Below are 21,005 nucleotides of genomic sequence, written 5' to 3' on the forward strand. Positions count from 1 at the left end.
AAACGCCCGGTTACATTCCGAACCCGGAAGCTAAGCCTTACAGCGCCGATGGTACTGCAGGGGGGACCCTGTGGGAGAGTAGGACGCCGCCGAACTCCTTTTAGAGCTCTGGCTCTTGGGCATGCAGCCCAAGAGCCAGAGCTTTTTTGCGTTGGGGTAAGGTCAGGGGGCATCGTCGGCTCGTTTTCCCCACAGGAGGCCCCCGGGTGGAGGTCCAGGAGACCCGCGTCCAGACAGACCGGGTGCTCACCATCCCGAACATCCTCAGCATGGCACGCCTGGTCGGCGTACCCATCTTCCTGTGGTTGATCCTCAGGCCCGAGTTCGGAGGCCCCAAGAGCGACGGCTGGGCGCTCCTGGTGCTGATGCTGAGCGGGATCAGCGACTACCTGGACGGTAAGCTCGCGCGGCGCTGGAACCAGATCAGCAGCCTCGGCCGGCTTCTTGATCCCGCTGCGGACCGGCTCTATATTCTCTCGACTCTCGTCGGACTCACCTGGCGCGAGATTCTGCCAATCTGGTTGACCGCGGTACTGCTGGCGCGGGAGCTGGTTCTGCTCGTGGTGGTGGGCATCCTCAGGCGGCACGGCTATCCGCCGTTGCAGGTGAACTTCCTGGGTAAGGCCGCGACCTTCAACCTGATGTACGCGTTCCCGTTGCTGCTGCTCAGTGACGGAAGCGGATGGCTTCCGTCACTCGCAGCGATTTTCGGATGGGCGTTCGCCGGATGGGGTACAACGCTGTACTGGTGGGCAGGAGTCCTCTACGTGGTACAAGTCCGCCGCCTGCTGCGCGCGGATGCCACGGCCGACTGACCTTGCCGATGGGGCGGTAACAGTCGCTCGATGGCCCGTTGCGCAAAAGTGCGGGACAATCTGGACTGGTGAAGTCGGCTAGACCGTCGTCTCTCAGAGGAGGACGCTTCCGACATGAAGGCCGTAGTGATGGCCGGAGGCGAAGGCACACGCCTTCGCCCCATGACCTCAAGCATGCCCAAGCCACTGTTGCCCGTGGTCAATCGACCGATCATGGAGCACGTGCTGAGGCTGCTCAAAAGGCATGGGCTCAATGAGACCGTAGTCACCGTGCAGTTCCTGGCCTCGCTGGTCAAGAACTACTTCGGTGACGGCGAAGAGCTCGGCATGGAGCTCTCGTATGCCAATGAGGAGAAGCCACTCGGTACCGCCGGAAGCGTCAAGAACGCCGAAGAGGCGTTGAAGGACGATGCCTTCCTTGTCATCTCCGGTGATGCCCTGACCGACTTCGACCTCACCGAACTGATCAATTTCCACAAGGAAAAGGGCGCGCTGGTCACGGTCTGTCTGACCCGGGTGCCCAATCCGCTGGAATTCGGCATCACCATCGTCGACGAGGAGGGAAAGGTCGAGCGTTTCCTTGAGAAGCCGACCTGGGGCCAGGTCTTCTCCGACACGGTGAACACGGGCATCTATGTGATGGAGCCCGAGGTCTTCGACTATGTCGAGGCCGATGTTCCCGTCGACTGGTCCGGCGATGTCTTCCCGCAGTTGATGAAGGAGGGCAAGCCGGTCTACGGCTTTGTCGCCGAAGGCTACTGGGAGGACGTCGGCACTCACGAGAGCTATGTGAAGGCGCAGGCCGATGTCCTGGAGGGCAAGGTCGACGTCGAGATCGACGGCTTCGAACTGTCGCCGGGCGTATGGGTGGCCGAGGGCGCCGAGGTGCACCCCGACGCGGTTCTCCGCGGGCCGCTCTACATCGGTGACTACGCCAAGGTCGAGGCCGGCGCCGAGATTCGTGAGCACACCGTCGTCGGGTCCAACGTCGTCGTGAAGACCGGGGCCTTTCTGCACAAGTCCGTGGTGCACGACAACGTCTACGTCGGCCAGCACAGCAATCTTCGTGGCTGTGTGGTGGGAAAGAACACCGACATCATGCGTGCCGCCCGGATCGAGGACGGCGCCGTCATCGGTGACGAGTGCCTGATCGGTGAAGAATCGATCGTGCAGGGCAACGTACGGGTCTACCCGTTCAAGACGATCGAAGCCGGTGCCTTCGTCAACACCTCGGTCATCTGGGAGTCCAGAGGGCAGGCGCATCTCTTCGGTGCGCGCGGTGTGTCCGGCATCCTGAACGTGGAGATCACTCCGGAACTGGTGGTGCGCCTCGCCGGTGCCTACGCCACGACCCTCAAGAAGGGCTCCACGGTCACCACGGCCCGCGACCACTCCCGAGGTGCCCGTGCGCTCAAGCGGGCGGTGATCTCCGCCCTGCAGACCAGCGCCATCGACGTACGGGACCTGGAGAACGTGCCGCTGCCCGTGGCCCGGCAGCAGACCGCGCGGGGCAGTGCCGGCGGGATCATGATCCGGACCACGCCCGGTGTGCCGGACTCCGTCGACATCATGTTCTTCGACAGCCAGGGCGCCGACCTCTCACAGGGGAGTCAGCGCAAGCTGGACCGGGTGTTCGCGCGGCAGGAGTACCGGCGTGCGTTCCCCGGTGAGATCGGCGACCTGCACTTCCCGGCCAGCGTCTTCGACTCGTACACCGGTTCTCTGCTGCGGAATGTCGACACGACCGGGATCGCGGACTCGGGCCTCAAGGTCGTCGTGGACGCCTCGAACGGCAGCGCCGGGCTCGTGCTGCCCAGCCTGCTCGGCAAACTCGGGGTGGACTCGCTGACGATCAATCCCGGTCTCGACGAGTCCAGGCCGACCGAGACCGCGGACTCAAGGCGGTCGGGGCTGGTGCGGCTCGGTGAGATCGTGGCCTCCGCGCGGGCCGCGTTCGGAGTGCGGTTCGACCCGGTCGGCGAGCGGCTGTCGCTCGTCGACGAGAAGGGGCGGATCGTCGAGGACGACCGGGCGCTGCTGGTGATGCTCGACCTGGTGGCCGCAGAGCGGCGCAGCGGGCGGGTGGCGCTGCCGGTGACCACCACGAGGATCGCCGAGCAGGTGGCGGCCTATCACGGGACCCAGGTCGAGTGGACGACGACCTCGCCGGACGACCTGACCAGGGTCGGGCGTGACGAGTCGACCATCTTCGGCGGGGACGGCAAGGCCGGGTTCATCATCCCGGAGTTCAGCAGTGTCTTCGACGGTACCGCCGCCTTCGTACGGCTTATCGGGCTGGTGGCGCGGACGCAGCTCACGCTGAGTCAGATCGACGCCCGGATTCCGCGGGCGCACGTCCTGAAGCGGGACCTCGCGACTCCCTGGGCCGTGAAGGGTCTTGTGATGCGCCGGGTCGTGGAAGCGGCCGGCGATCGCTTTGTCGACACCACGGACGGAGTACGGGTCGTGGAGACCGACGGGCGCTGGGTGATGGTGTTGCCCGACCCGGCCGAGGCGGTCACGCATCTGTGGGCCGAAGGGCCCGACGACGCTTCCGCGCAGGCCCTGTTGGACGAGTGGTCGGCGGTCGTGGACAGCGCCGGACGGTAAAACGCGGAGCACGCGCGCGTGCCGGACATGTCTCCCCAAGGGGGCCTGTCCGGCATGCCGGTGGGGCCATTCGGAGGTACAGGCCACCACGTGCGACGATGTGCGGCATGCCGCAGCAGCCCCCCGTTCGGAGCACACCCGCGCGCCCTTCGCGCCCGGACGCGTCCATGTCGCTGCTCACCAACGTCATGGACCACAGCCTCGACGATGGCTACGCCGAGGCCGCCGCCCGGAAGAAGGCGGCGGGCGCGGGCGGCCTGCCCAAGACGCTCCAGGCGAAGCTCGGGCTCGCCGCCGGCCTGGTACTGGCGGCCCTGGTGGTGACCCTGGGTGCGGCACAGGCGCGGGTGGCCGCCCCCGTGGTGGCCAAGGAGCGCCAGGAGCTGATCGACCGTATCGACAAAGAGACCAAGTCGGCGGACAAGCTGGAAAGCACCGTCGACACGCTCCGGGACGATGTGAGCGCGCGGCAGCGGGCCGCGCTGAGGACGAGCGGCGGCAGCGGCCAGGCGGACCTGGTGAGCATGCTGTCCGGTGCCACCGCGGTGCACGGCCCCGGCGTGAAGCTCGTCGTGGACGACGCGAAGGAAGCCAGCAGCGGCGGAGGCGACGACCCGCGCGAGACCGCCGACTTCTCCGACACCGGGCGCGTGCGCGACCGGGACATGCAGCGCGTCGTCAACGGACTGTGGGCGGCCGGTGCCGAGGCCGTCTCCGTCAACGGGCAGCGGCTGACGGCACTGTCGGCGATCCGGGCCGCGGGCGACGCGATACTGGTCGACAACAAGCCACTGGTGCCGCCCTACACGGTCCTCGCGGTCGGGGACGGCAGGCACCTGAGCACGAGCTTCCAGAACGGTGCCGACGGGCTCTATCTGAACGCTCTGGAAGACAACTACGGCATCAGGGCGACCATCGCCGTGGAGAGTGATCTCCGGCTGCCCGCCGCGCCGAGTGTGATCGTACGTACAGCACAGCCGAGAACTGAGAAGGGCACATCGTGATCGCCGTACTGGGCCTCATCGTGGGAGTGGTGGCCGGAATCCTGGTCCGGCCTGAGGTGCCGGTGGTCGTCGAGCCCTATCTGCCGATCGCCGTCGTCGCGGCGCTCGACGCCGTCTTCGGCGGTCTGCGGGCGATGCTCGACGGCATCTTCGACGACAAGGTCTTCGTGGTGTCGTTCCTGTCGAACGTCGTGGTGGCCGCGCTGATCGTGTTCCTGGGCGACAAGTTGGGCGTAGGCGCCCAACTGTCCACGGGCGTGGTGGTGGTTCTCGGGATCCGGATCTTCTCCAACGCCGCGGCCATTCGCCGGCACGTCTTCCGGGCGTGACGTCGATGAGCAACGAGGACGAGCGGCCGGAGAACAGGCTGCGCAGGGAACTGCCCGAGGAGGTACCGGCGTCTGCCTCTTCGGAGGCGCCGGTCGCCGAGGAGCCGTCCGCTCCCACCCTCACGGGCCGGCAGCGGCTGGTGCAGGGCCTGTGGCCGCCGCGCGCCAGCAGGGCCCAACTCATCGTCGCCGTGCTGCTATTCGGCCTCGGCTTCGGGCTGGCCGTACAGGTGGCCTCGAACAGCAACAGTGACAGCGCGCTGCGCGGGGCCCGGCAGGAAGATCTTGTACGCATCCTCGATGAACTGGATGACCGTACTCAGCGTCTTGAGGACGAGAAGCAGGGTCTTCAGAAACAGCGCGACGAGCTGGAGAACAGTTCCGACCAGGCCGAGGAGGCCCGCAAGCAGACGGCCGAGAAGGAGAAGCAACTCGGCATTCTGGCGGGCACCGTGGCCGCGCAGGGACCCGGCATCACGATGACCATCGACGACACGAAGGGAACGGTCGAGGCGGACATGCTGCTCGATGCGGTCCAGGAGTTGCGCGCCGCGGGCGCGGAGGCGATCCAGGTGAACGGTGTACGTGTGGTGGCCGGCACCTATCTGACGGACTCCGACAAGAGCGTGAGCGTCGACGGGAACAAGATCAACGCCCCCTATCGTTTCAAGGTCATCGGCAATCCGCAGGATCTCGAACCGGCGCTCAACATCCCTGGAGGTGTGGTGCAGACTCTTGAGAAGGAGCAGGCCACCGTCACCGTCGGGCGGTCGAGCAAGATCGTCGTGGATGCCTTGCGGGCCGCGAAGCAGCCTGACTACGCTCGGTCGTCCTCCCGGTGAACCGGGGGTGCATGGGGACCGTCCGGCGAGGGCATGAGGTTGCGGGGGGTCGACGCACCGATTGGGTGGTGCGTGGTGGAAACTGTCTGGTGGATACGGACGTTGTGAGGATGTCCGGGTCGACCGGTGTGTTCAATCAGGGTTCGTCCTGCCCCACGGGCGGGTCTGTTTCGGTCAAGGGGAATCGCCCGTGAAGTTGTTTGCGAAGTTGTTCGGCAAGAGTGCGAAAGAGGGCAGCGACAATCAGACCGCTCGCCACCGCTCACAACCGGACGCGGAGGGCCAGCGCCCGCTGTTCCGCGACCAGGTCGCTGGTCAGGGCGCGCCGTCGGTTGACCCTGCGCAGTCCGGCGACATAGGTTTCGGGCAACCGTCAACCTCAAGTACGGGTGGAGGGTTTTCCCCTATGTCGGCCCTGGTGTGTACGAGGTGCGGTAACCGCAACGCGGAGAACAGCCGCTTCTGCTCCAACTGCGGTGCGCCGCTGCGACCCGGCGTGACCCCGGAGCGCGCGTCCGAGACGACGTCCACGATCTCCATCTCCGGTCTTGAGGCCTACGACGCCGAGGTGACCGGTCAGACGCAGATGCCCACGCTCTCCCCGGAGGCGCAGGCGGCCGTCGACGCGCTGCCCCTGGGCTCGGCGCTCCTGGTGGTGCGTCGCGGTCCGAACTCGGGCAGCCGCTTCCTGTTGGACGGCGAGCTGACCACGGCCGGCCGTCACCCGCAGAGCGACATCTTCCTGGACGACGTGACGGTCTCGCGCCGTCATGTGGAGTTCCGGCGCGTCGCCGACGGTTCCTTCACGGTCGCCGACGTCGGCAGCCTCAATGGCACCTACGTCAACCGTGAGCGCATCGACTCGGTTCCGCTGGCCAACGGTGACGAGGTGCAGATCGGCAAGTACCGGCTGGTGTTCTACGCGAGCCAGCGGGGTTACTGACCCTCCCTCGGACTGGGTCCGGGGGGATTCCCCCAGGAAGGTCCATGCTTCAAACACCGAGCGGCGGTGCCGGGCACGGCACCGCCGCCACGGACACCGGCCTGATGAGCATCGGCACGGTGCTGAACACGCTGCACGACGAGTTCCCCGAAGTCACCATCTCCAAGATCCGTTTCCTGGAGTCGGAGGGGCTCATCGAGCCGCAGCGGACCCCTTCCGGCTACCGCAAGTTCAGCCCCGCCGATGTCGAACGCCTCGGCCATGTCCTGCGCATGCAGCGGGACCACTATCTGCCGCTCAAGGTGATCCGCGAGCACCTCGACGCCATGGAGCGCGGGGAGGCCGCCCCCTTGCCCACCGTGGGCCGTCAGCGGGACGGCGAAGTCGTCCTGGAGCCCGTGGAGGCGCCCACGGTGGCCCGGATCGGGCGGGCCGAACTGATGGCCGCCGCGGGGATCGGCGACAAGGAACTCGACGAGTGGGAGTCGTACGGACTCATCGCTCCACTGCCGGACGGCGTGTACGACGCGGAAGCCGTCACCGTCGCCGGGCTGGTCCTGGAACTGGGGCGGTTCGGGATCGAACCCCGGCACCTGCGCGCGATGAAGGCCGCCGCGGACCGCGAGGCCGGGCTCGTCGACCAGGTGGTCGCCCCGCTCAAGCGGCACCGCAATCCGCAGACCAGGGCCCACGCGGAGGCTCGTACGAAGGAGCTGGCGGGGCTCACGGTGAAGCTGCACGCGGCACTGGTGCAGACCGCGCTCGGTGTCCGGCTGCCCTGAGCCGGGCCGGATCGACGGCGCTTGATCGGTCACCCGATCCCGGCCCGACTACCCAAACGTCCCGGGCACGGCCTAGGGTTGCTGTGTGAACGAGCTCGATGTCGTAGGTGTCCGGGTCGAAATGCCCTCCAACCAACCGATCGTGCTCCTGCGTGAAGTGGGAGGCGACCGCTACCTCCCCATCTGGATCGGGCCCGGGGAGGCGACGGCGATCGCCTTCGCGCAGCAGGGCATGGCCCCCGCACGACCGCTGACCCACGACCTGTTCAAGGACGTGCTGGAGGCCGTCGGCCAGGAGCTCACCGAAGTGCGCATCACGGATCTGCGTGAGGGCGTCTTCTACGCCGAGCTGGTGTTCGCCAGCGGAGTCGAGGTGAGCGCCCGTCCGTCCGACGCCATAGCGCTGGCGCTGCGCACCGGGACGCCGATCTACGGCAGCGACGGCGTGCTCGACGACGCGGGTATCGCGATCCCCGACGAGCAGGAGGACGAGGTGGAGAAGTTCCGCGAGTTCCTCGACCAGATCTCTCCCGAGGACTTCGGCACCAACAGCCAGTGAGATCGAGGGCCGGAGCGGAAATGCCGGCATTTGCCACCGGCGTGTGAGAGCGTCCTGCGGCTCCCCGCGAGCGCATTCGGCTAGCCTTTCCCCGCGGTGGGGTACGGGAAACCACCCCAAGGGTGATTATCACTCGGCGTGCCTAGCGTGGCGATCGTTGACGCACCCCGGGTGACTGCCTACCGTCGTGAAGGCAGGTCAAGGACGGAGGTCGGCGTGAGAAGCAGCGGCGACGGTACGGCTGGGGGTGCCCCGGAACGCAGTTTCGGGGACAGTGGCCCGTACCCGCTTCATGGCAGTGCGGCCGATCACGCTCCGCATCGACCCACTGCCGTGCCGAGCAGCGGAGGGGCGGCGTCCATGGCGTCCGAGCAGATCGGCTACCGGGGCCCCACGGCCTGTGCGGCGGCCGGCATCACCTATCGGCAGTTGGACTACTGGGCACGCACCGGGCTCGTCGAGCCCAGCGTGCGGCCCGCGCACGGGTCGGGGACGCAGCGTCTCTACAGCTTCCGGGACGTGGTCGTCCTGAAGATCGTCAAGCGGTTCCTCGACACGGGCGTGTCGTTGCAGAACATCCGCAGCGCCGTCCTGCACCTGAGGGAGTGCGACTTCCGCGATCTGGAGCGCATGACGCTGATGAGCGACGGCGCCACGGTCTACGAGTGCACCTCGCCCGACGAGGTCCACGCCCTGCTCCAGGGCGGCCAGGGCGTCTTCGGGATCGCCGTGGGCGTGGTGTGGCGGGACGTGGAGAGCGCCCTGTCGCAGCTGCACGGGGAGCGTGTCGACACCGGCGAGACGCTCGTCGGCTCCAACCCCGCCGACGAGCTGGCCAGGCGGCGCAACCGGGCCGTCTGAGCCCCGCCGGAGCCGTAGCGGGGCATTGTCAGTGGCGTAGGGCAGCATCGGAGATGTGAGAACCGCGCCCACGATCCTGCATCTCGACATGGATGCCTTCTTCGCCTCGGCGGAGCAGGCGTCCAAGCCGAGCCTGCGCGGGAAGGCCGTCGTCGTGGGCGGGCTCGGACCGCGCGGTGTGGTGGCCACCGCGTCGTACGAGGCGCGGGTCTTCGGGGTGCACTCGGCGATGCCCATGGCCCAGGCGCGCAGACTCGCTCCGAACGCGGCCTATCTCGTGCCCCGCTTCGGGTTCTACCGGTCGATCAGCGAGCAGGTCATGGCGCTGCTGCGGGCGCTGTCGCCGCTCGTGGAGCCGTTGAGCCTGGACGAGGCGTTCGTGGACCTGGAGGCCGGGCGGGCGGCCTGGGACGGCGAGTCGGCCCGCCGGGCCGGGGAGCGGCTGCGCGCCGACATACGGGCCGTCACGGGACTCACCGGCTCGGTCGGCCTGGCCGCTTCCAAGATGCTCGCGAAGATCGCCTCCGAGCGTGCCAAGCCCGACGGGCTGGTGCTGATCGAGCCCGGGAGCGAGCGGACCCTGCTCGGGCCGCTGTCGGTGCGCACGCTGCCGGGGGTCGGACCGGCCACGGGCGACCATCTGCGGCGGGCCGGGATCACCACGGTCGACGAGATCGCCGAAGCGGGCGAGGACGAGCTCGTACGGCTGGTGGGCAAGGCGCACGGGCACGCGCTGTACGCGATGGCGCTGGCCCACGACGAGCGGCCCGTGGTGGCCGAGCGGGAGACCAAGTCGGTGTCGGTCGAGGACACCTACGACGTCGACATCCACGACCGGGTCCGGGTGGGACTGGAGGTGCAGCGCCTCGCCGACCGGTGTGTGCGGCGGCTGCGGGGCGCCGGCCTGTCGGGGCGCACCATCGTGCTCAAGGTGCGGCGGTACGACTTCTCGACGCTGACCCGGTCCGAGACGTTGCGCGGGCCCACCGACGACCCCGGTGTGGTGCGGGAGGCTGCGGCCCGGCTGCTGGACTCCGTGGACACCACGGGTGGGGTGCGGCTGCTCGGAGTCGGGGTCTCCGGGCTCGCCGACTACACGCAGGAGGACCTGTTCGCACAGGCGGCGGGGGAGCAGGTCGACCTTCTTGAGGAGGAGCACACCGAGGAGGAGGACGGTGAGGGGGAGCAGCCCGCGCTCGTGGAGCGACGCTGGCCCGCGGGGCACGATGTGCACCACCGCGGGTTCGGGCACGGGTGGGTGCAGGGCAGCGGGCTGGGGCGGGTCACCGTGCGGTTCGAGACGCCGGGAGATGTCGGACCGGGGCGGGTCCGGACGTTCAGGACGGACGATCCCGAGCTGGAGCCGGCTCAGCCGTTGCCGTTGGTGACGCTGGACACGGGTGAACCGGCCGACGGGTCAGGGCAGTTGGTGCCGCCCCCGGAGGACCGAAGACCCGTCGGCCCGCCCGCCGTTTCGGCTCAGCCGTCGTCCGAGCCCGCCAGTTTGCCGAAGTCCCTGTCCGGGAGGGACGGCGGCGGGGCCACGTCCAGGCCGTAGTGGTGGTAGAGCTGGAGTTCCTGGTCGGGGGAGAGATGGCGGCCCACGCCGAAGTCGGGGGCGTCCTTGATCAGGGAGCGGTCGAAGGGGATGTGCAGCGTGCCCTCGATCAGCTCGCTGGGCTCCAGGGGGACGAAGGCGTCCCTGGAGAACAGGCCGGTGCGTACGGCCGCCCACTCCGGCACGCCGGTCGCGTCGTCGAGGTAGACCTCGTCGATCGTGCCGATCTTGGCGCCGGTGCGGTCGAACGCCTTGCGGCCGATCAGGTTGCGCGGATCGATATCGGTCTGCACGGGCCCTCCTCCTGGTCGCAACTCATCCGTAAACTCTACAAAAGAGCACATTCGGGCCGGTGGCCACTCGAAGGCCCGGCTTCGTCGCTCGCTGGTAGGCTGGCCAGCGGCTGCTGACCCCGTGCGGGAGAGTCCTCCAGACTTCATCGGAGGCGCCGAAGGAGCAAATCCTCCCCGGAATCTCTCAGGCTCACGTACCGCACGGACGAGGTCACTCTGGAAAGCAGGGCGGGTGCCGGCGACGGCCCTCGCTCTCACCGACGGTGAAAACCGGTGACCTTCGGGTGGCCGGTGAAGCTCTCAGGTTGAGATGACAGAGGGGGAGGCCGTCCGGGCACCCCACTGTCGTGGTGCCCTCGAAGGTCGTGTCCGACCAGGAGGCCTCCCGAAATGACCGCCCCTCGCCCCTCGCTCTCCGAGCTCGAACAGGGCATTCCGTTCGAGCAGCGCCACATCGGCCCCGACCAGGAAGCACGGGCCAAGATGCTCGCGCAGGTCGGCTACGGCTCGCTCGACGAGCTCACGGCCGCCGCGGTCCCCGATGTGATCAAGAACGCCGACTCCCTGGACCTGCCCGGTGCCCGCACCGAAGCCGAGGTGCTGGCCGAACTGCGCTCCCTCGCGGACCGCAACGAGGTCCTCGGCTCCATGATCGGGCTCGGGTACTACGGCACGTTCACCCCGCCCGTGATCCTGCGCAACGTCATGGAGAACCCGGCCTGGTACACGGCCTACACGCCGTACCAGCCGGAGATCTCGCAGGGTCGGCTCGAAGCCCTGCTGAACTTCCAGACCATGGTCGCCGACCTCACCGGGCTGCCGACCTCCGGCGCCTCCCTGCTCGACGAGGGCACCGCCGCCGCCGAGGCCGTGGCCCTGTCCCGGCGCATGGGCAAGAACAAGAAGGGCCTCTTCCTGGTCGACGCGGACGCGCTGCCGCAGACCATCGCCGTGATCGAGACCCGCGCCGAGCCGGCCGGTGTCGAGGTCGTCGTCGCCGACCTCGCCGAGGGCATCCCGGCCGACCTCGCCGAGCGCGAGATCAACGGCGTGCTCGTGCAGTACCCGGGCGCCTCCGGTGCCGTACGCGACCTCAAGCCGCTGATCGAGCAGGCGCACGGACTCGGAGCTCTCGTCACCGTCGCCGCCGACCTCCTCGCGCTCACCCTGCTCAAGTCGCCGGGCGAACTGGGCGCGGACATCGCGGTCGGTACGACCCAGCGCTTCGGGGTGCCGATGGGCTTCGGCGGGCCGCACGCCGGATACATGGCGGTGCACGAGAAGTTCGCCCGCAGCCTGCCCGGCCGGCTCGTCGGAGTCTCCGTCGACGCCGACGGACACAAGGCCTACCGCCTCGCCCTCCAGACCCGCGAGCAGCACATCCGCCGTGAGAAGGCCACCAGCAACATCTGCACCGCCCAGGTGCTCCTGGCCGTCATGGCCGGCATGTACGCCGTCTACCACGGGCCGGACGGGCTGCGGGGCATCGCGCGGCGCACGCACCGCTACGCCACGATCCTCGCCGCCGGGCTCACCGCCGGCGGGGTCGAGGTCGTGCACGGCGGCTACTTCGACACGCTGACCGCACGCGTGCCCGGCCGGGCCGCCGAGGTCGTGGCCGCCGCCCGCGAGGACGGCGTCAACCTCCGTCTCGTGGACGCGGACCAGGTGTCGATCGCCTGCGACGAGACCACCACGCGTGCCCAACTGGCCGCCGTATGGACCGCGTTCGGGGTCGACGGAGACATCGAGGCGCTGGACGCGAGTGCCGAGGACACGCTGCCCGAGGCGCTGCTGCGGACCGACGCGTACCTCACGCACCCCGTCTTCCGGGACCACCGTTCCGAGACCGCGATGCTGCGCTACCTGCGAAAGCTGGCCGACCGCGACTACGCGCTCGACCGGGGCATGATCCCGCTGGGCTCCTGCACGATGAAGCTCAACGCGACCACCGAGATGGAGCCTGTCACCTGGCCCGAGTTCGGGCAGCTGCACCCCTTCGCGCCCGCCGAGCAGGCGCAGGGATACCTCACGCTCATCCGGGAGTTGGAGGAGCGGCTCGCCGAGGTCACCGGGTACGACAAGGTGTCGTTGCAGCCCAACGCAGGCTCGCAGGGCGAGCTGGCCGGGCTGCTGGCGGTGCGCGGGTACCACCGCGCCAACGGGGACGAGCAGCGGACCGTGTGTCTCATCCCGTCGTCCGCGCACGGCACGAACGCCGCGAGCGCGGTGATGGCCGGGATGAAGGTCGTCGTGGTCAAGACCGCCGAGGACGGCGAGATCGACGTAGCGGATCTGCGGGCGAAGATCGAGCAGTACCGCGACGAGCTGTCGGTGCTGATGATCACCTACCCGTCCACGCACGGGGTGTTCGAGGAGCACGTCGCCGACATCTGCGCGCAGGTGCACGAGGCCGGCGGGCAGGTCTACGTCGACGGCGCCAACCTCAACGCCCTGGTGGGGCTCGCCAAGCCGGGGCACTTCGGCGGCGACGTCTCGCATCTGAACCTGCACAAGACGTTCTGCATTCCGCACGGCGGGGGCGGGCCTGGTGTCGGGCCGGTGGGCGTGCGCGCGCACCTGGCGCCGTATCTGCCGAACCATCCGCTCCAGCCCGCCGCCGGTCCGGAGACGGGCGTGGGGCCCATCTCCGCCGCTCCGTGGGGCTCGGCCGGGATTCTGCCGATCTCCTGGGCGTACGTCCGGCTCATGGGCGGCGAGGGGCTCAAGCGCGCCACGCAGGTGGCCGTGCTCTCCGCCAACTACATCGCCAAGCGGCTCGAACCGCACTACCCCGTGCTCTACACCGGGCCCGGCGGGCTCGTCGCGCACGAGTGCATCATCGATCTGAGGCCGATCAGCAAGGCGACGGGTGTCTCCGTCGACGACATCGCCAAGCGGCTCATCGACTACGGCTTCCACGCGCCGACCATGTCGTTCCCGGTGGCCGGGACGCTGATGATCGAGCCGACCGAGTCCGAGGACCTGATCGAACTGGACCGGTTCTGCGAGGCGATGATCGCGATTCGCGGGGAGATCGAGAAGGTCGGCGCGGGGGAGTGGCCCGCCGAGGACAACCCGCTGCGGAACGCGCCGCATACCGCTGCCGCGCTGGGCGGGGAGTGGGGGCACGCGTATTCGCGTGAGGAGGCGGTCTTCCCGGCCGGGGTGTCCGTCGCTGACAAGTACTGGCCGCCGGTGCGCAGGATCGACCAGGCGTTTGGGGACCGGAACCTGGTTTGCTCCTGCCCGCCGTTGGACGCGTACGAGGACTGAGTTTTTCGGCTGCTGCGCCGTCGTGGCTGGTCGCGCAGTTCCCCGCGCCCCTAGAAACGGGGCGCGGGTGCTCACGCGGGATACGAGTGAGTCTGGGTTGCCTTGACCGTTGCCCAGACCAAAGCCCCCTGGTGCAGGTCCAGTTCGGCTGCCGCGACTGTCGTCAGGTCCGCCGCCAGGGGGAGTTCGCCCGTCAGGTCCACGCGGATCTGGTCGCCGTGGGTCTCCAGGCCCGCGACCTCGCAGTGCCACAGGTTGCGGGCGCTGGCGCCGGTGGGGCGGTCCCGGAACAGGGTCACCGCGCTCGGCGGGAACGCGACGAACACCTCGCCGTCGAGATCCTCCGTGGTGGTGATCGTCGGGCCGCTGTCCAGGGTGACCGTGTGGCCGTCGGAGCGGCCCTTGTAGAGGTTGAGGCCCACCAGTTGGGCGATGTAGTCCGTGCGCGGGCGGCGGGCGATGTCGGCGGGGGCGCCCTCCTGGACGATCGTGCCCTGCTCGATCACCACCAGCCGGTCGGCCAGCACCATGGCGTCCAGGGGGTCGTGGGTGACCAGGACCGCCACCGCCTCGAACTCAGCCAGATGGCGGCGGAGTTGGGCCCGCACGTCCAGGCGGGTGCGGGCGTCGAGGGCCGCGAGGGGTTCGTCGAGGAGCAGCAGGCGCGGGCGGGTCGCCAACGCCCTTGCCACGGCGACGCGTTGGGCCTGGCCGCCGGAGAGTCTGCGGGGCTTGGCACCCGCGTGCGCGGCGAGGCCCATCCGCTCCAGCCACTCGGCGGCAACGGCCCGGGACTCCGCCTTGGTCGCGCCCTGGCAGCGCGGGCCGAAGCCGACGTTGTCCAGCGCGGTCAGGTGCGGGAAGAGGAGATAGTCCTGGAAGACGACTCCCACCGGGCGTGACTCCGGTGGCGTACGGTCCAACTCGGCGCCGTCCAGCCGTAGATGACCGTCCGTCAGGTCCACCAGGCCGGCCAGGGCGCGCAGCGCGGTGGTCTTTCCGGCGCCGTTGGGGCCGAGGAGGGCGACGACGTCGCCGGGGGCGGCGGCCAGTTCGACGTCCAGGCGGAAGGTGCCGCGGTCCACGACGAGATGGGCGTCGAGGCCCTTGTCGGGTGAGGTCATGAGGTCGTCATCCAGCGGTCCCGAAGTCCCGCCAGCACCGCGATCGACACGGCGAGCAGGACCAGGCTGAGGGCGATGGCCGCCTCGGGGTCGTTCTGGAGGGCCAGATAGACCGCGAGGGGCATGGTCTGGGTACGGCCGGGAAAGTTGCCGGCGAAGGTGATCGTGGCGCCGAACTCGCCCAGCGCGCGGGCCCAGGCGAGCACCGAGCCCGCCGCGATGCCCGGGGCGATCAGGGGTAGCGTGACCCGGCGGAACGCGGTGAAGCGGGAGGCGCCGAGGGTCTGGGCGGCCTCCTCGTAGCGCGGGTCGGCGGCGCGCAGGGTGCCCTCGACGCTGATGACCAGGAACGGCATCGCCACGAACGCCTCCGCGACCACGACACCGGTCGTGGTGAAGGGCAGCGTGATGCCGAACCACGAGTCCAGCCACTGGCCCACCACGCCGTTGCGGCCCAGCGCCAGGAGGAGCGCCACACCGCCCACCACCGGGGGCAGGACCAGCGGGAGGGTCACCAGCGCCCGGACGACTCCCCGGCCGGGGAACTCCGTGCGGGCCAGCAGCCAGGCCAGCGGCACCCCCAGGACCAGGCACACCGCCGTCGCCAAGGTCGCGCTCAGCAGGGAGAGTTGGAGGGCCTGCCAGACCTGTGCGCTGGTGAGCTGGGACGGCAGGGACCGCCAAGGGGCCCGGACGAGCAGGGCGATCAGGGGGAGGAGCAGGAACGCCAGGCCGATGAGCGCGGGCAGCAGCAGGGGCAGCGGCACCCCGCGTCCGGCCGTCCGGACACGGCGACGCCGCGGCCCGCCCTTCAGGGTCTCGGCCGCGGCGTCGCAGGTGTCGGGCTCGGTCACGGCTTGAGGAAGCCCGCGGCCGACAGCACCTTCTGGCCCTCGGCGGACTGCACCAGCGCGATGAACGCCTTGGCGGCGACCGCGTTGGGCGCGTTCTTCAGGAGGACGATCGGGTAGTCGTTGATGGCGTTGGCGGACTCGGGGAACTCGACGCCCTCCACCTTGCTGCCGGCCGCGTGCACATCGGTCTTGTAGACGACCGCCGCGTCCGCCTCCTTCAGCACCACCTTGTTGAGGGCCGACTTGACGTCCGCCTCGTAGGAGACCGGGGTGAGCTTCAACTTGCTCGCGGTGAGCGCCTTCTGGGCCGCCGCGCCGCAGGGCACGGTCTTGTCGCAGAGCACGACCTTCAGCGAGGACTTGGTGAGGTCCTTGAGGGAGGTCACCTTGTCGGGGTTGCCCGGCAGGGTCGCGATCTCCAGCTGGTTGCGCACGAAGGTGGCCGGGGTGCCGACGCCGTCGCCCTTGTCGGTGACGATCGCCATGGTCTTGGGGCTGGCGGCGGCGAACACGTCGGCCGGGGCGCCGCCGGTGATGCTCGCGGCGAGGGTGTCGCTGCCGCCGAAGTTGAAGGTGACCTTGGTGCCCGGGTGGGCCGCCTCGAACTCCTTGCCCAGGGTCGTGAACGACTCCTGGAGCGAGGCGGCGGCGAAGACGGTGACGGTGCCGGACATCTTCGGGGACGCGGACGCCGAGGTGTCGGACTTCGAGGAGGACGAGTCGTCGCTGGAGGAGCAGGCGCTCAGGGCCAGCAGCGCGGCGGCTCCGGCCCCCGCGACCTGAAGGGTCCGGCGGGTCCGACGCGCGGAACGGGTCATCACGGTTCTACTCCTCTGATTCTGCTGATAAGGGGTCGTCGCGCCCTTGCCCGGCCGCAACGGCCGTGCCGCGATGATACTGCCGCATATGCAAGGCATAAGTCTCCTGTCGCATCGCATGAGCTGCGCTGTTCGCATGTGGGGTGTGCATGTGCGTTTGTACGGGACCGTCGTCCGGGTACCACATTCCGGGAGGTGACGGCTCGTGACACTCGCGCAGCTCGACCTGACGGGGGACCTCGCCCGGCCCACCCGGCTGACCGTGCCGGACCTGCTGAACTGGCCGCTGCACCGCGTCCGGGTCAGCTTCGAGTGCGCCACCAGCGGCACCCAGGTCCACCGCTTCGCGGGACCACGCCTCTACGACGTGCTGTCCTCGGCCGGTCCCGGCTTCGACCCCGTCCGCCGCAAGGACCGGCTGCGCTTCCTCATCGCGGTCAGCGGGACGGACGGGCACCACGCGCTGCTGTCCTGGGCCGAGATCGACCCCGACTTCGCTCATGCCCCTGTTCTGCTCGCCGTGAGCATCGATGACACCCCGCTCGACCGTGCCGGTCCGCAACTCGTGCTCCCGCAGGACCGTTGCGGGGCCCGGCACATCAGTGGGATCAGCGCGATACGGGTGGACGGGGGGTACGGCGCGGCGAGTCGGCCAGTGCCAGCCACACCCGGTCGCGGGTCAGCGGAAGTTCGGTGAAGCGGACGCCCGTCGCGTCCCGCAGCGCGTTGGCGAAGGCGGGCGCGACCGGGTTGAACGGGCTCTCGCTCATCGACTTGGCGCCCAACGGCCCGATGGTGTCCGCCGTTTCCATGAAATGCACCTCGGTGCGGGGCACGTCCGCGTACTGCGGGAGCCGGTAGCGCCGGAACGCGGCCGTCTCCACCGCCCCCCGCCCGTCGATGCGGACGTTCTCGAAGAGGGTCGCGCCGAGCGCCTGGGCGACCCCGCCCTCCACCTGGCCCCGGCACTGCATCGGGTTCATCACCTTGCCCGCGTCCGCCGCGTGCACACTGCGCAGGATGCGGATCTCGCCCGTGTCCGGGTCCACGGCGACCCGGAACCACTGCGCGTTGAAGGCCACCGAGCGCGGGGTCCCGCCGAAGTGCCCCTCGGAGGCGAACTCCACGCCGACCGCCGCGCCCGCCGCGTACAGCTCCTTCAGCGTGAGGCGCCCGTTCCGGTGCAGTACGGCCTCCTCCGCCAACCGGCAGTCCGCGCGCGGGAGTCGGAGATGGGCGGCGGCGAAGTCGAGCAGCTGGTCGGCCAGGGCGCGGGAGGCGCGCAGTGTGGCCTTGCCCGCGACCACCGTGCCGGTGGAGGCGAACGCGCCCGTGTCATGGCGTACGACGTCCGTGTCGGACTGGCGGACGGTGATCCGGTCGACGGTGGTGGCGAGTTCACCGGCCGCGATCTGGCGGTGGACGGTCGTCGTGCCGTTGCCGAACTCGGCGGTGCCCACGGCGAGATCGAAGCCGCCGTCGGGCAGGAGGCTCGCCCTCGCGTCGGCGATGTGGCCGCCGGGCGGGCCCGTCGCGATCATCGCCAGGGCCGTGCCCTCGCCCACCAGCCAGCCCTCGGGAGCCGCCTGCGCGGGCTCGCTCTGCGCGCGGCGCACGATCGACAGGCACTGGTCGAGACCGTAGCTCGCGATGTGCAGGTCCTCCTCCTCGCCGCCGGGGGTGATCATCGCCTCGCCGGGGCCGATGATGTTCCTGGCCTTGAACTCCAGCGGTTCCAGGCCGAGTTGCCGGGCGAGTTCGTCGAGGGCCGACTCGACGGCGAACATGACCTGGCCGAGGCCGTAGCCCCGGAAGGCGCCCGCCGGGACGGTGTGCGTGTAGACGGAGAAGGCGTCGACCTTCTTGTGCGGGGCGCGGTAGACGGCCATCGACTCGCCGACGCTGTGGAACATGACGGCGGGGCCGTGGTTGCCGTAGGCGCCCGTGTTGGAGACGACGCGCAGTTGGAGGGCGGTGAGCCGGCCGTCGCGGCGGGCGCCGGCCTTCACGTGGATCGTGAACGGGTGGCGGGTGGTCGCGCCGAAGAACTGCTCGGCGCGGGTGTACTCCAGTTTCACCGGGCGGCGCAGGCGCAGGACCGCGAGGGCCACGATGTCCTCGACGAGCATCTCCTGCTTGCCGCCGAAGCCGCCGCCGACCCGGCCGGCGATCACCCGCACCTGCTCCTCGGGGAGGTCGTAGAGCGCGCACAGGGCGCGGCGGGTCAGGAACGGGGTCTGTGAACTGGTGCGTACGGTCAGCCTGTCGTCCTCGTCGAACCAGGCCACCGCGCCGTGCGTCTCCAGGCTCGCGTGCTGGACGCGCTGGGTGCGGTACGTGTCCTCGTACACCGCGTCGGCCTCCGCGAAGCCCGCCTCGACACTGCCGATCTCGCCGTGCGCCTCGCCCACCACGTTGTCCTGCGGGCGGGAGATGCGGGCCGTGGCCGCGTCCTTGTCGTGGACGACGGGCGCGCCGGGCCGCATCGCCTCCTCCGGGTCGAGGACCGCGGGCAGGATCTCGTACGTCACCTCGACGCGGCGGCAGCCCTCCTCGGCGGCGGCCTCGCTGTCGGCCACCACGGCGGCGACGCGCTGGCCCACGTAGCGGACCGTGTCGTCGAGGACGCGGGTGTCGTCCGGGTCTTCGGTGGGGTGCTCGTGGCGGGCCGTGGAGAAGTGCCGCTCCGGGGCGTCGTGGTGGGTGAACACCGCGTGCACGCCCGGGACTTGGCGGGCCGCCGTGGTGTCGATCGCGGTGATCCGGGCGTGGGCGTGCGGGGAGCGGAGGAGCTTCATGTGGAGCAGGCCCGGGACGTCGATGTCGAAGGTGTAGCGGGCCGTGCCGGTGACCACCTGGGGGCCCGCGGGGGCGGGGAGGTTGCGGCCCACCGCCTCGCCCGCGCCCGGCGCTTCGGCATGGCACACCCCGCGTACCGCGTCCTCGATGGCGCGGTAGCCGGTGCAGCGGCAGAGGTTGCCCTTGAACGCGCGGGGGAGGTCAGCGAGTTGGTCCTCGTCTAGGGCGGCCGTCGTCATCAGGAAACCGGCCGTGCAGAAGCCGCACTGGAAGCCCTGCGCGTCGAGGAACTTCCGCTGCACCGGGTGGAGTTCGCCGTCCTCGGCGGCCAGCCCCTCGACCGTGGTGACGCTACGGCCGTCCGCGCGGAAGGCCGGGTAGAGGCAGCTGTGCACCGGCTCGCCGTCCACATGGACCGTGCAGGCGCCGCAGTCGCCCGCGTCGCAGCCCTTCTTCACCCCGAACCAGCCGCGCTCGCGGAGGTAGGTGCGCAGGCACTGGCCCGGACGGGGCTCCTCGGCGAAGGAACGGCCGTTGATGTCGATCCTCATGCTGCTGCCCCTTCCGGCACAAGCTCCCGGCGGATCTCCTCCGCGTGGCGGAACGTCATGTGCGCCCGCCATTCCGGCAGCCCGTGGATGTCGTCGAACCAGTCGTCGTCGGCCACGGCGGCGGAGATCGCCGTCCGCAGTTCCCCGGCCGTGGGCGGCAGCGGGAAGCGCAGCCGGAACGGGCGGACCGTCGAGGCCGTGATCGTCAGCGCGAACGAGCCGTCCCCCGGGTCCACCGTGCCGATGACCAGGACCCCGGAGCGGCCGAGGCCGTAGAGGGAGGCCTGCCGGAAGGCCGTACGGCAGGCCAGGGCGCGGGCCGGGACGGTGATCGAGCGCAGGAGTTCGCCCTCGGCGAGGTCCTTGCGGCCCGCGCCCGTGACGAAGTCGGCGACGCGGACGCGGCGGCGGGCGCCGTCCTGGGCGAGGAGCAGGCACTCGGCGTCCAGGGCGGCCGTGAGGGAGATCATCGGGCCCGCGGGCAGCGCGTTGCAGAGGTTGCCGCCGACCGTCGCCATGTTCCAGATCTTGAAGGAGGCGAGGAAGGCGCGGCAGCACTGTTCGAGGAGCGGGGCCGCCTCGGCCGTCAACTCCGCCGCGAAGCGCGAGAGTTGGGCGATCGTGCAGGTCGCCGCGATCTCCAGCGAGCCGTCCGGGAGGCGCTGGACGGGCGTCCAGCCGGTGCGGCTCAGGTCCACCAGGCGGCGCAGGTGCGGCTGCGGCTCGGAGAAGAGATAGGTGCCGCCGCCGAGCCAGGCGTCGCCCGGCCGCCAGGGGGTCGGCTGCCGGGCGTCGACGATCTCCGCCACCGTGTTCAGGTCCATGACCGCCAGTGAAGCAACGCCGACCCGGCCGGGACGACTGGTTCACAGCACGGAAACACCGATGTTCCAAGGCCCGGCACTGGAGGATTCACCAAGAGGCGTTTCGGGCGATTGGTCTTGCACTTACCATGCAATCACTCGTGTTCACCTGGCGAATGCGAGA

General features: G+C 69.8%; 18 protein-coding genes, 1 rRNA gene and 1 riboswitch. Of the genes, 13 read left to right on the forward strand and 6 right to left on the reverse strand.

Features of this window, described 5'->3' with window-relative positions:
* From rrf to ACIQPR_RS37995, 11 genes are all read left to right on the forward strand, one after another.
* Positions 1 to 95 (forward strand): 5S ribosomal RNA (gene rrf, locus ACIQPR_RS37945); the annotation flags it as partial.
* Between the two features lie 111 nt (positions 96 to 206).
* Positions 207 to 815: a CDP-alcohol phosphatidyltransferase family protein gene (locus ACIQPR_RS37950; RefSeq protein ID WP_403658197.1), complete on the forward strand. Its 609-nt coding sequence runs from the start codon at positions 207 to 209 to the stop codon at positions 813 to 815.
* Positions 816 to 929: 114 nt separating this feature from the next.
* The gene (locus tag ACIQPR_RS37955; protein WP_403658200.1) at positions 930 to 3,425 is read left to right on the forward strand and encodes a sugar phosphate nucleotidyltransferase; all 2,496 of its coding nucleotides are present in this window, start codon (positions 930 to 932) and stop codon (positions 3,423 to 3,425) included.
* 167 nt (positions 3,426 to 3,592) lie between these two features.
* Positions 3,593 to 4,429, forward strand: a complete 837-nt coding sequence (locus ACIQPR_RS37960) for a DUF881 domain-containing protein (RefSeq protein WP_403658909.1) — start codon at positions 3,593 to 3,595, stop codon at positions 4,427 to 4,429.
* The gene (locus ACIQPR_RS37965; RefSeq protein WP_019059351.1) at positions 4,426 to 4,758 is read left to right on the forward strand and encodes a small basic family protein; all 333 of its coding nucleotides are present in this window, start codon (positions 4,426 to 4,428) and stop codon (positions 4,756 to 4,758) included. Before ACIQPR_RS37960 ends, ACIQPR_RS37965 begins: the two co-directional genes overlap by 4 nt.
* Before the next feature lie 5 nt (positions 4,759 to 4,763).
* Positions 4,764 to 5,600 (forward strand): DUF881 domain-containing protein, encoded by an 837-nt coding sequence (locus ACIQPR_RS37970; RefSeq protein ID WP_403658203.1) that lies wholly within the window; start codon positions 4,764 to 4,766, stop codon positions 5,598 to 5,600.
* 61 nt (positions 5,601 to 5,661) lie between these two features.
* A complete protein-coding gene (locus ACIQPR_RS37975) occupies positions 5,662 to 6,543 on the forward strand; it encodes an FHA domain-containing protein (protein ID WP_403658206.1) in 882 nt (293 codons plus the stop codon).
* Between the two features lie 44 nt (positions 6,544 to 6,587).
* Positions 6,588 to 7,325: a MerR family transcriptional regulator gene (locus tag ACIQPR_RS37980; RefSeq protein ID WP_403658209.1), complete on the forward strand. Its 738-nt coding sequence runs from the start codon at positions 6,588 to 6,590 to the stop codon at positions 7,323 to 7,325.
* 85 nt (positions 7,326 to 7,410) lie between these two features.
* A complete protein-coding gene (locus tag ACIQPR_RS37985; RefSeq protein ID WP_006123076.1) occupies positions 7,411 to 7,884 on the forward strand; it encodes a bifunctional nuclease family protein in 474 nt (157 codons plus the stop codon).
* A 216-nt stretch (positions 7,885 to 8,100) separates the two neighbouring features.
* Positions 8,101 to 8,745, forward strand: coding sequence for a MerR family transcriptional regulator (locus tag ACIQPR_RS37990; protein ID WP_403658213.1), 645 nt, complete (start codon positions 8,101 to 8,103; stop codon positions 8,743 to 8,745).
* A 55-nt stretch (positions 8,746 to 8,800) separates the two neighbouring features.
* Positions 8,801 to 10,303, forward strand: coding sequence for a DNA polymerase IV (locus ACIQPR_RS37995; protein ID WP_403658216.1), 1,503 nt, complete (start codon positions 8,801 to 8,803; stop codon positions 10,301 to 10,303).
* Here ACIQPR_RS37995 and ACIQPR_RS38000 read toward each other — a convergent pair.
* The gene (locus ACIQPR_RS38000) at positions 10,225 to 10,596 is read right to left on the reverse strand and encodes a PRC-barrel domain-containing protein (protein WP_403658219.1); all 372 of its coding nucleotides are present in this window, start codon (positions 10,594 to 10,596) and stop codon (positions 10,225 to 10,227) included. The two genes, ACIQPR_RS37995 and ACIQPR_RS38000, sit on opposite strands and share 79 nt — an antisense overlap.
* A gap of 114 nt (positions 10,597 to 10,710) precedes the next feature.
* Positions 10,711 to 10,806, forward strand: a riboswitch (glycine riboswitch).
* 180 nt (positions 10,807 to 10,986) lie between these two features.
* Here ACIQPR_RS38000 and gcvP point away from each other — a divergent pair.
* The gene (gene gcvP, locus ACIQPR_RS38005) at positions 10,987 to 13,872 is read left to right on the forward strand and encodes an aminomethyl-transferring glycine dehydrogenase (RefSeq protein WP_403658222.1); all 2,886 of its coding nucleotides are present in this window, start codon (positions 10,987 to 10,989) and stop codon (positions 13,870 to 13,872) included.
* A 71-nt stretch (positions 13,873 to 13,943) separates the two neighbouring features.
* On the opposite strand, the gene ACIQPR_RS38010 is transcribed toward gcvP, so the two are convergent.
* Genes ACIQPR_RS38010 through modA form a run of 3 tightly spaced genes read right to left on the reverse strand, consistent with a single transcriptional unit; the run spans position 13,944 to position 16,668 of the window.
* Complete coding sequence (locus tag ACIQPR_RS38010; RefSeq protein ID WP_403658225.1) at positions 13,944 to 14,996, reverse strand: ABC transporter ATP-binding protein; 1,053 nt, start codon at positions 14,994 to 14,996, stop codon at positions 13,944 to 13,946.
* Entirely contained in the window at positions 14,993 to 15,850 is an 858-nt protein-coding gene (gene modB / locus ACIQPR_RS38015; protein ID WP_403658228.1) for a molybdate ABC transporter permease subunit, read from the reverse strand. The genes ACIQPR_RS38010 and modB overlap by 4 nt, the downstream gene beginning before the upstream one ends.
* Entirely contained in the window at positions 15,847 to 16,668 is an 822-nt protein-coding gene (modA, locus tag ACIQPR_RS38020) for a molybdate ABC transporter substrate-binding protein (RefSeq protein WP_403658231.1), read from the reverse strand. The genes modB and modA overlap by 4 nt, the downstream gene beginning before the upstream one ends.
* 205 nt (positions 16,669 to 16,873) lie before the next feature.
* On the opposite strand from modA, the gene ACIQPR_RS38025 reads away from it, so the two are divergent.
* Positions 16,874 to 17,365, forward strand: coding sequence for a molybdopterin-dependent oxidoreductase (locus ACIQPR_RS38025; protein WP_403658234.1), 492 nt, complete (start codon positions 16,874 to 16,876; stop codon positions 17,363 to 17,365).
* On the opposite strand, the gene ACIQPR_RS38030 is transcribed toward ACIQPR_RS38025, so the two are convergent.
* Together ACIQPR_RS38030 and ACIQPR_RS38035 are read right to left on the reverse strand one after the other, a co-directional pair.
* Entirely contained in the window at positions 17,277 to 20,018 is a 2,742-nt protein-coding gene (locus ACIQPR_RS38030) for a molybdopterin-dependent oxidoreductase (protein ID WP_403658236.1), read from the reverse strand. The two genes, ACIQPR_RS38025 and ACIQPR_RS38030, sit on opposite strands and share 89 nt — an antisense overlap.
* On the reverse strand, positions 20,015 to 20,842 hold the full coding sequence (locus tag ACIQPR_RS38035; protein WP_403658240.1) for an FAD binding domain-containing protein: 828 nt from the start codon (positions 20,840 to 20,842) through the stop codon (positions 20,015 to 20,017). The genes ACIQPR_RS38030 and ACIQPR_RS38035 overlap by 4 nt, the downstream gene beginning before the upstream one ends.
* Positions 20,843 to 21,005: the final 163 nt, after the last annotated feature.

It is taken from the genome of Streptomyces sp. NPDC091280, assembly GCF_044768565.1.
In the GTDB taxonomy this organism is placed as follows: Bacteria; Actinomycetota; Actinomycetes; order Streptomycetales; family Streptomycetaceae; genus Streptomyces.

Bases quoted from the DNA above. Each gene is read 5' to 3' on its own strand.
- ACIQPR_RS37955 (WP_403658200.1), top strand. From the start codon at position 930: ATGAAGGCCGTAGTGATGGCCGGAGGCGAAGGCACACGCCTTCGCCCC.
- ACIQPR_RS37960 (WP_403658909.1), top strand. From the start codon at position 3,593: ATGTCGCTGCTCACCAACGTCATGGACCACAGCCTCGACGATGGCTAC.
- ACIQPR_RS37970 (WP_403658203.1), top strand. From the start codon at position 4,764: ATGAGCAACGAGGACGAGCGGCCGGAGAACAGGCTGCGCAGGGAACTG.
- ACIQPR_RS37980 (WP_403658209.1), top strand. From the start codon at position 6,588: ATGCTTCAAACACCGAGCGGCGGTGCCGGGCACGGCACCGCCGCCACG.
- gcvP (WP_403658222.1), top strand. From the start codon at position 10,987: ATGACCGCCCCTCGCCCCTCGCTCTCCGAGCTCGAACAGGGCATTCCG.
- ACIQPR_RS38010 (WP_403658225.1), bottom strand. From the start codon at position 14,996: ATGACCTCACCCGACAAGGGCCTCGACGCCCATCTCGTCGTGGACCGC.
- modA (WP_403658231.1), bottom strand. From the start codon at position 16,668: ATGACCCGTTCCGCGCGTCGGACCCGCCGGACCCTTCAGGTCGCGGGG.
- ACIQPR_RS38030 (WP_403658236.1), bottom strand. From the start codon at position 20,018: ATGAGGATCGACATCAACGGCCGTTCCTTCGCCGAGGAGCCCCGTCCG.
- ACIQPR_RS38035 (WP_403658240.1), bottom strand. From the start codon at position 20,842: ATGGACCTGAACACGGTGGCGGAGATCGTCGACGCCCGGCAGCCGACC.